Origin of the sequence: Pengzhenrongella sp. (assembly GCF_036565025.1) — a bacterium.
GTDB lineage: Bacteria > Actinomycetota > Actinomycetes > Actinomycetales > Cellulomonadaceae > Pengzhenrongella.
On record NZ_DATCNW010000407.1, the window covers coordinates 1 to 8658 of the forward strand.

General features: G+C 68.7%; 11 protein-coding genes and 1 pseudogene. 10 read left to right on the forward strand and 2 right to left on the reverse strand.

All coding sequences use genetic code 11. The annotated features are described in order from the left end of the window. Nucleotides 1–167: 167 nt before the first annotated feature. From VIM26_RS23100 to VIM26_RS23130, 7 genes and pseudogenes are all read left to right on the forward strand, one after another. A pseudogene (locus VIM26_RS23100) lies at nucleotides 168–272 on the forward strand (DUF2510 domain-containing protein); the annotation flags it as partial. A gap of 147 nt (nucleotides 273–419) precedes the next feature. Next, nucleotides 420–869, forward strand: coding sequence for a DUF4429 domain-containing protein (locus VIM26_RS23105; RefSeq protein ID WP_331955691.1), 450 nt, complete (start codon nucleotides 420–422; stop codon nucleotides 867–869). 752 nt (nucleotides 870–1621) lie between these two features. Beyond that, complete coding sequence (locus VIM26_RS23110; RefSeq protein WP_331955681.1) at nucleotides 1622–1774, forward strand: hypothetical protein; 153 nt, start codon at nucleotides 1622–1624, stop codon at nucleotides 1772–1774. Between the two features lie 379 nt (nucleotides 1775–2153). Continuing rightward, nucleotides 2154–2525: a hypothetical protein gene (locus VIM26_RS23115; RefSeq protein ID WP_331955682.1), complete on the forward strand. Its 372-nt coding sequence runs from the start codon at nucleotides 2154–2156 to the stop codon at nucleotides 2523–2525. A gap of 101 nt (nucleotides 2526–2626) precedes the next feature. Continuing rightward, nucleotides 2627–4156, forward strand: a complete 1530-nt coding sequence (locus tag VIM26_RS23120; RefSeq protein ID WP_331955683.1) for a DDE-type integrase/transposase/recombinase — start codon at nucleotides 2627–2629, stop codon at nucleotides 4154–4156. Next, nucleotides 4153–4968, forward strand: coding sequence for an ExeA family protein (locus VIM26_RS23125; RefSeq protein WP_331955684.1), 816 nt, complete (start codon nucleotides 4153–4155; stop codon nucleotides 4966–4968). Before VIM26_RS23120 ends, VIM26_RS23125 begins: the two co-directional genes overlap by 4 nt. Before the next feature lie 180 nt (nucleotides 4969–5148). Further along, nucleotides 5149–5403 (forward strand): hypothetical protein, encoded by a 255-nt coding sequence (locus VIM26_RS23130; protein ID WP_331955685.1) that lies wholly within the window; start codon nucleotides 5149–5151, stop codon nucleotides 5401–5403. Between the two features lie 56 nt (nucleotides 5404–5459). On the opposite strand, the gene VIM26_RS23135 is transcribed toward VIM26_RS23130, so the two are convergent. Then, nucleotides 5460–5765 (reverse strand): hypothetical protein, encoded by a 306-nt coding sequence (locus tag VIM26_RS23135; RefSeq protein ID WP_331955686.1) that lies wholly within the window; start codon nucleotides 5763–5765, stop codon nucleotides 5460–5462. A gap of 389 nt (nucleotides 5766–6154) precedes the next feature. On the opposite strand from VIM26_RS23135, the gene VIM26_RS23140 reads away from it, so the two are divergent. The 3 genes from VIM26_RS23140 to VIM26_RS23150 all read left to right on the forward strand — a co-directional run bounded on the left by VIM26_RS23140 (nucleotide 6155) and on the right by VIM26_RS23150 (nucleotide 7547). Continuing rightward, a complete protein-coding gene (locus VIM26_RS23140) occupies nucleotides 6155–6532 on the forward strand; it encodes a hypothetical protein (protein WP_331955687.1) in 378 nt (125 codons plus the stop codon). 173 nt (nucleotides 6533–6705) lie between these two features. Beyond that, nucleotides 6706–6930, forward strand: a complete 225-nt coding sequence (locus VIM26_RS23145; RefSeq protein WP_331955688.1) for a hypothetical protein — start codon at nucleotides 6706–6708, stop codon at nucleotides 6928–6930. A 71-nt stretch (nucleotides 6931–7001) separates the two neighbouring features. Beyond that, the gene (locus tag VIM26_RS23150; RefSeq protein WP_331955689.1) at nucleotides 7002–7547 is read left to right on the forward strand and encodes a hypothetical protein; all 546 of its coding nucleotides are present in this window, start codon (nucleotides 7002–7004) and stop codon (nucleotides 7545–7547) included. Nucleotides 7548–7602: 55 nt separating this feature from the next. Here VIM26_RS23150 and VIM26_RS23155 read toward each other — a convergent pair whose 3' ends face one another. Further along, entirely contained in the window at nucleotides 7603–8520 is a 918-nt protein-coding gene (locus VIM26_RS23155) for a tyrosine-type recombinase/integrase (RefSeq protein ID WP_331955690.1), read from the reverse strand. Nucleotides 8521–8658: the final 138 nt, after the last annotated feature.

Sequence of the window (8658 nt, forward strand, 5' to 3'; positions counted from 1 at the left end):
CCGTCTCACGGTGGCTGTGTCACAACCATGGAAATGGACACCGACAACGGCTGACGTTCGGGACCAGCCAGCCCTCGCGAACCGTGAGGCGGATGGTCCTCAAGGGCCTACACGCGGGCGACCGCCGAGCCCGCACCCACACGAACACTCGCGCTACCGTTCGAGCCATGAGTCAGACGCCACCGGCGGGCTGGTACCCAGATCCCGGGTATGGGGACGTGCTGCGGTACTGGGACGGCCAGCAGTGGACCGAGCACCGTGCACCACGCCAGCCACCCGCGCGCCCCGGGAAACAGGTTGTCCGCCAGACCCAGACTGTTTCCCAGCCCACACACCAGGTGGCGCAGCACGGCCCCCCGCCGACCCGCTTGCCGCCCAGCCCTCAGTCGCCGATGGTCGCCAAGGGGCACACCGGCACGGTGATCTTCGACGGCCAGTTTGTGACGATCGTGCGTACCGGTGCTTTGGCGCGGATGACCGTCGGCAAGGGCGAGAAGCGCATACCGCTCCGGTCGATCACCGCGGTGCAGTGGAAGAAGCCCGGCCCGTTCGTCAACGGGTTCATAGCGTTCACGGTCGCCGGCGGCAACGAGAATAGGTCCCGGCTCGGCCACCAGACGGTCGACGCAGTCCACGATGAGAACTCAGTGGTCGTGATGACCACCCAAGAGGCCGTGTTCCTGCAGCTCCGGGCCGCGATCGAGTCAGCGATCGCGACCGCTCATCAGCCTGTCCAGTTCCCTGTAATCGCACCGGCGCCCCCGGACGTCATGACGCAACTGCGTCAGCTCGGCGAGTTGCGCGACCTGGGTGTGGTGACCCCAGAGGAGTTCGAGGCGAAGAAGGCGGACCTACTCCGCCGGTTGTAGCGCCTTGAGCCGCCGGTGCCGCGCATCTGCACTCCGTGAACGACACCACTGCACCCGTCGTGGAGTCACCGGCCGAGCTCGGGGCCGTCATGGTCAGGGTCTGGCATGCAGCCGTACAGCCAGTGGCGCCAACGCAGTTGGTGAGCTCTGATCTGCGGTAATGCTGTCCTAGAACGGTCTGCGCGAGGCTTTCACCGGTGCTGGTGAGTCGACCTCGGCGTGAGCTTGTCGCGCATCGATGCAGGTCAGAGCCGATCGCCGATCCTTAACGCCATTGGCTGTACGGCAGTATCGGACCCCGAGCCTGGCCCGCCCCGCCGGACGGGTCCTCGCTCCCGACCGATCAACTCATGGCCCCTTTTACGCTTACCTTGGCCGTACCCCAAGACCACCCGCGCCTACGCATTGCCCACCGCCGCGGACCGGCAACGAGCCATCGACAGCCTGCCCACCGACCGCTGACCAGCACCATCACTCCCAACGGCCGGTTTCCGGTGTATCCCGTTCATACCCGTAGAACCCCGTCGGCGATGTGTACTTCGCGAGCTGTTCGGCGGCGGTGCTCTGGAGTGAAGTCAAGCTCTTCGACGTCATGGCTACTCCCCCAACTGGTGTCCGGGAAACGCTACTCGGATGACGTGTCGTGGCTAGATGGAACACCGGTGCGGTCCTATCGTGGCTGCCGAGCATCGTCACCCATCGCGCCGGCGCCTAGAGGAGTCGGTGCAGGGCGACGAGTGAGAGGCAGGGGTATGAACGAGCTTGAGGACACATGGAGCGGACGCGAACTGCCTCTCCTCCGGGAGGCCGCGCGACGGCTCGAGGGCGGCGAGACCAACCTCTACGTCAGCGCCCTGGCAGATCAGCTGAACATCGACCCGGCTGTTGAGCGACACCGTGGCTGACCACGTGGGGGTGGGTTGGCGTCGCTGAGGGTGATGATCTGATTTGGGCAGCGGTTGGCGGTTGCCCTTCGTCGTTGGCGACGAGAGCGTGATGACGTCCATCGAAGCGCAACGGCCCTCCCCAATTCCTTAGCCGGAAGGGAGGGCCGTCGCTTGGTGCTTGGAGGCACCCGTGCTGATCGTAGGTACTGACCCGCTCGAGGTCTCCCGATCTCTGGTTCGCGGCGAGTTGAAGTGTCCGGGATGCGGCGGTGAGCTCCGGCCGTGGGGCCACGCCCGCCCGCGCGGGCTGCGCCACGATGAGGTGACGGTCAAGGTTCGTCCGCGTCGCTCGTCGTGCTCGGGGTGCGGCGCCACCCACGTGTTGTTGCCTTCCTCGATGCTCGTGCGCCGCGCGGATGCGAGCGTCGTGATCGGTGCCGCGCTCGTCGCGAAGGCCGGTGGTTCGGGCCACCGGCCGATCGCGGTCGTGCTCCGCCGGCCGGTGAGCACGGTCCGAGGTTGGTTGCGCCGGTTCGCGGTCCGCGCGGCGGGCTGGAGGGCCTCGTTCACCGAGCTGTTGCACGCCCTGGACGCGCAGAGCGCGCCGGTCGTGGTGCGCGGGTCGGTCTTCGGTGACGCGCTCGAAGTCCTGGGTCTGGCGTCGGCGGCCGCGGCCAGGCGGTTCGGTCCGCGTTCGCCGTGGCAGTTCGCGTCCCTCGCGAGCGGCGGGCTGCTCCTCGGCCCGGCGCCGGTCGGTGAGGTCGGGTGAGGGCGCGGGCCAACACGAGTTGACCCTGGGCAGCTCCCGGTGGGTCCGGAAGCGTCCGCTGTGTTGATCACGCCGTGGTCACCGAGCAGCTGGGGGCACCGATGACACAGCACGACGAGGCGAGCGACGCTCGCGCCGACAGGGCCCGTGACATCGGGCTCTACAGGTACGCCCTGATCCGGGAGCCGGCGGATCCGGCGTTGAGCACCCGTCAACGCGGCATGCTGGTCCGCGAGCTCGCAGGCACCGAGCACACGGGTCCGTTCGGGGAACGGGTAGTGGTCTCCCGGGTCACCCTCGACCGGTGGATCCGGGCCTGGCGCGCCGGCGGGTTCGACGCGTTGATGCCGTCGGCCCGCTACGCCGAGCCGCGCACCGCGCAAATGGTGCTGGACCTGGCGGCCGCGTTGAAGCGGGAGGTCCCGGCTCGCACCGCGGCGCACGTCGGGGCGATCCTGGCCGCGCACGCCGGCACGGCGCCCTCGGAGCGGACGTTGCAGCGCTTGTTCGTCCGGTTGGAGCTCAACACCCGCCCCGATGGGATGCCACCCAAAGCGTTCGGCCGGTTCGAGGCCGCGGCGCCGAATGATCGGTGGACCGGGGACGCGCTGCACGGCCCGGTCGTCGGCGGGCGCAAGACGTACTTGTTCGCGTTCATCGACGACCACTCCCGGGCCATCGTGGGCTACCGGTGGGGACACAGCGAGGACACCGTGCGCCTGGAGGCGGCGCTCCGCGCGGGCCTCGCAGCCCGCGGAATACCCCAAACCGTGTATGTCGACAACGGCTCCGCCTTTGTTGCCGCCCCATTGTTACGGGCCTTGGCGAGCCTCGGAATTCGCCTGACACACTCAAGACCGCGCCAGCCCGCGGGGCGCGGAAAGATCGAACGGTTCTTTCGGACCGTCCGTGAGCAGTTCCTCGTCGAGCTTGCCGTTCCCGGGGCACTGGACGCGGTCGGGGACCTGACCAGGATGAACGACCTGTTCGCCGGGTGGGTCGAGACCGTTTACCACCGGCGGGTCCATAGCGAGACGGGCCAGGCGCCCCTGGAACGGTTCCTCGCGCCCGGCCCACCGGCCCTGCCGACCCCGGCGGCATTGCGTGAAGCATTCCTGTGGTCGCAGCGGCGCACGGTGACGAAGACCGCGACATTCTCCCTGCACGGCAACATTTACGAGGTCGACGCCGCGCTGGTCGGGCGCCGGATCGAGGTCGTCTTCGACCCGTTCGACCTCACCGCCCTGGACGTCCGCTTCCAGGGACGCCCGATGGGGATCGCGGTCCCGCACAAGATCTCCCGGCACGTCCATCCCGGCGCCCACCCCGAGACCGCCCCGGCGCCGCCGGTGGCGACGGGCATCGACTACCTCGCCCTGGTCGCCGACCAGCACCACCGCGAGCTCGCTACCCGCATCAACTACACCGACCTGCCCACCGGCGACCGGGCCGGCGGGGCCGGTGAAGAGGTTGATGCGGCGCTCGAGGCGGAGCTGGCCGGCTTCGCGGCTCTGGGCCGGGAACTCGCGGCCGGCGCCCTGCCCGGACAGCTCGACCTCGCCGACCTCACCGACTTCCCCCGCTTCACCCCCGAACCCACCAACGATCCCAGCGACGAGGACCCGCGATGACCATCGAGAACCTGCAGGCGCACTACGGCTTCACCCGGATGCCCTTCGGGCGCGGGCTCGCGCCGCAGATGCTGCACCGCCACACCGCCCACGCCGAAGCCGTCGCCCGCATCGGGTGGTGCGTGAGCGAGCGAGCCCTGGGCGTGATCACCGGGGAGGTCGGGGCCGGCAAGACCGTCGCGATCCGCGCCGCCCTCGCCGGACTGGACGCCAGCCGGACCACGGTCATCTACCTCGCGAACCCGGCCGTCGGGGCCCGCGGCCTCTACGCGGGGATCGTCACCGCCCTGGGCGGGACCCCACGGTTCCACAAGGCGTCCCTGATCCCGCAGACCAGCGAGATGCTCGCCGCCGAGGAACACGAACGCGGCCGCGGCGTGGTCCTCGTCCTGGACGAAGCGCACCTGCTGGGCGTCGACCAGCTCGAAGAGCTCCGGCTCCTGACCAACGCGGACATGGACAGCCACAGCCCGTTCGCCTGCCTGCTCGTGGGACAACCCACCCTGCGCCGGCGCATCAAGCTCGGCACGTTCGCCGCCCTCGACCAACGCATCGCCCTGCGCTACGCGATGACCGGGATGCAACCCGAGGAGACCAAGACCTACCTGATCCATCACCTCAAGCTCGCTGGACGGTCCGACACCCTGTTCAGCGACGACGCGACCGCGCTGATCCACCAAGTCAGCCGCGGCCTGCCGCGAGCGGTGAACAACCTCGCCGTCCAAGCTCTCGTCGCCGCGTTCGCGACGAACAAGACAATCGTCGACGAGTCTTCCGCCCGAGCAGCCGTCACCGAGGTCACGACAGACTGACCACCACCGCGACACCACGACCATGAGCCCCGCCGGTCACCGACCGGCGGGGCTCACCTTTGCCCAAAAATCATCGTCACCGCGAGTGACGCGGTCATCATCACCTGACGCGGCGGTCAACACCCGGCCCAGGCGCAGATCGCGGTCGACGCGCTCAGTGACGACGGATACCTGGACGGCATGAGGGTTGAGGAGCTCCGCGGGCCCGTGGTCATCACCCACATCTCGGCGAAGGCGAGACGTGAGCTGGGGCTGTGGCCCAGCGCAGAGGCTGGCGCGGATCGACTCATGGCCGCGCTCGATGCCCTGATCGCTCAGGCAAAGCCCGCCGACCGGTCCCGTCTGGAGAAGGTCCGCGACGGCCTAGTGGGCGCCGGCCGGGACATGGTCGTGAGCGTCGCCGCAGCAGTCATCACCGGGCAGATCCCCGGATAGGAGTAGCGCACTCGCGTCCACGCCCTACGCCGCGTGCCTCACGTGCGAGACACGGCTCAGGGCCACTGGCCTGGTGGACGCCCGGAGAGATGCCACAGAGCTTCGCGAAACCAAAGCACCTGCGGGTCATCGGCCGGGACACCGTTGGCTGCACAACCGCTGAGGGCAGCCGCATACGCCTGTGCCAGCGAATCGGCCAACCGGTCAACCACCTCCGGCACGCTGCCGCGGCCAGTTGCCAGCAGCACCGCAGCGTGCTCTTTGGCGACCGATCCGTCGTCGTTCATGAGCCACGTGACTGAGGTCCACCCGCCGAGGCGGTAGGTGAGGCCCGTCCGATTTCGGTAGCCGGAGTCGATCATGACGACAGGATGGCCGCGGGCGCCCTCTGTGATGCGGGCGCCCCACGTGACACAGCGATCGTTCAGCCTCGAGGCCAACTCGGCGCTTAGCACGAGGGCCCGCGCCGTTCGGCTCGGTGCCATGATCGAGGTTACTGCGCGGCACGCGGCAGGGGTGGCCCCACTGGGTAACCGCCACCAGCCACGCGGACTGGCCGCCCCCCCCATGAGCGATCGGCACGTAGACGTGCTGGTAACGGTGCCGTCACCAGCCGCAATCCGAATCCGTGGAGTCGTACGAACGCGTTCGGGCGGCACCGAGTTCGCCGGCGAGTCAGGGACCGCAGGTGCCGCGAATCGCACAAGCGACGAACCCGGCGGGTTTGTCCGCCCCGGAGTAGGTTCCGCCTATGGACCCTCAGCTGTCTGCCGAGTGGGTGATTGGGCGCATAGAGCAGCACCTGCGTCCCTTCGGGGCGATGATCCCGAGCGAAATCTACCGCGTGTACCGCACCAACGTGGATGATCTCGATCCCGCTGAGAAGGCCCTGGTGATCGAAGCAAACAACCTCGGAGTAGAGGCCATTCGGAAAATCATCGGTGTCGAGAAGGCGATGGGCGCGCCAACGGTCAGGATCCGATGGGGCCTTCGCCTACCCGTCGAGTGGGAGGCGCACTACGAGACCATTTACCAGACAGATTTCCCTTGGTTCATTTCGGGGGTTCTCCAGAATGCATTCCTGGGCAACCCGATGGCTGGCGAACACGGCAAGTGGCGCTCGCCCTGAACTCCGAACTCCGTGCACTCGCCTCGTGGCGGCGCGTTGGATTTCGGATTATGCCGACCTTTCGGCGTTCATGCTGGTCAGCGACGTGGCCAAGCTCTCGGGGTCGGCATAGTCGATCGGTGTAATGGGCTGGGCACAGGCACGAGACTGGGCCTCGATTAGGAGGATGACTGGTGTTCGTATTCTCGCTGATCGTTGCCGGGACCGGCGCGTTCCTCTGCGGCGGGCAGGCTGCGTTCGTACCTGCACTGATCAACGCGCTCGCATCACTGTGGGCGGTCGGGATATCAACAAACTATCGCGACGATCGGCAGAACATTCCGAATCTGTGGGCGGGCGTCTCGATTGTCACGCTCATCCTCGGGGTCGTATTCATCATTGTTGGCGCGGTGGGCTAGTGGCGTGTAGCTGACGTGTCTTGTGTGTTCGTGGGCTTGGGTCGGGTTGCTTTGGCGAGGAAGGTGTCGTCATGACCGCGACAGCGTGGTGGGCAGTGCTACTCGACGGTTCCGTCGGATCGATCTTCGGATTGGTCGGGCTGTTCCTCGTCTTCTGGCTCACGCTGCGCCACGACCGCCGGCGCGAGGACTCGCGCCGCGCGGAGGATGCCTTGCGAGTGAGGGAGGAGAGGACCGGCGTCGCCGCACACGCCGTCATCCAACACTTCAGTAGGAGTGTGGTGGGTATGTCGACGGAGCAACTCTCCGCGTGGTCCGACGAGGCAGGCAGTCGCCTGTCGCTGCTCCAGGTCCTCACCAAGCGGGACCACCCGGTTGTTGCCAGGTTCGCCTCCGACGCGTCGATGAAGCTCCTGTCGGCCCTTGACGCTGACGAGGGACAGGACCGAGCACGGGGGGCCCTCCTGGATGACCGCATTGAGACCGACCGCGTCACTGAGTCGGTATCTGACGTCGTCAGGGTGCTCGGAGAATGGATGTCAGGTGAGTGTGACGACGCCAGGCTCGATGCACAGGCTCGCGAGCTCCGGGAGGCCGCCCGCGGCCGGGGTTGGTGACGAGTCGGGGTCGACACTCCCCACGCCCCGCATCTAGGCGAGTGCTGGCCGCGGGCTAGCGGCGTCGGGCTGGGTCGCGTTCGGCTTGCCAGCGGCCGAGGGCTTCTGGGGAGACTCGGGCATAGCGCGCCAACGAGGCGACGGAGGTGTGCCCGGAGTAGGAGAGGAGGGTGGCGGTGTTCGTGCCGTCTTCGGCGGCGTGGGTGAGGGCTGAATGGCGCAGCTGGTGCAGGGTGGCGCCGTTGGCGGCCGCGGTGAAGAGCTCGGCGGCGCGGCGGTAGGACAGCCGGGCCCGGCCGGTGGCGGGGTCGAGGTCGAGCGGGGCGAGCTGCACCTGGGCGCGCCGGTCGGTCAGGAACACCGGGCCGGTGCGGCGCTTGCCGAGCAGGCGGGGCAGCAGCCGCGCGGTCTCGGTGCGCCACGTGATGACGTCTACCGCCCCGCCCTTGCGGTGGACCTTCGCGCGGCGGTTGCGCAGGTCCAGGTCGTCGGCGTCCAGGGCGAGGACCTCTCCGGCCCGGGCGGCGGACTCGTAGAGCAGCCGCCACAGCGTCCGTTCCCGCAGCGGGCTCTTCCCGGTCAGCAGGGCGTCGACCTGCGCGTGGGACAGGGCTTTGGTCCGGTCGACCATGCGTGGGCGCCGGGTCAGGCGCACCAGCGGGTCGCCCGTCAGCCAGTCCTGGTCGCGCCACCAACTGGTCGCGGCCGACAGGGCATCCAGGCGCAGGTCGAACGTCGCCGGCGCCCGGTGGCCCCACTGCGCGGTGAACCACCGTCCGACCCGGTCGGCGCCCACCTCACCCTCCAGGGTGGTCAGCGGTGCGCCGAGGCCGAGCTCGGCGCTCAGCGCGGCCAGGGCGACGGCGTAGGCACGGGCGGTGTTCGGGTTCGCCACGCCCTCGAGGAAGGCGGCCGCGGCCTCCCCGAGCGCCGGTCCGGCCGGTTGCACTGCGGTCCGGCGCACCGCCGTCATCAGCCCTCCAGTGGTCTACCGCAGATAAGCACCCTGAGTCGCCCCCTGGCCCCGCCATCTGCCGCCCAAGATCGAGGCCCGATTCCCGCACGATCCTGGGCGCCCAGGGTGCGGCGTCGACGACGTCACCGCAGATAA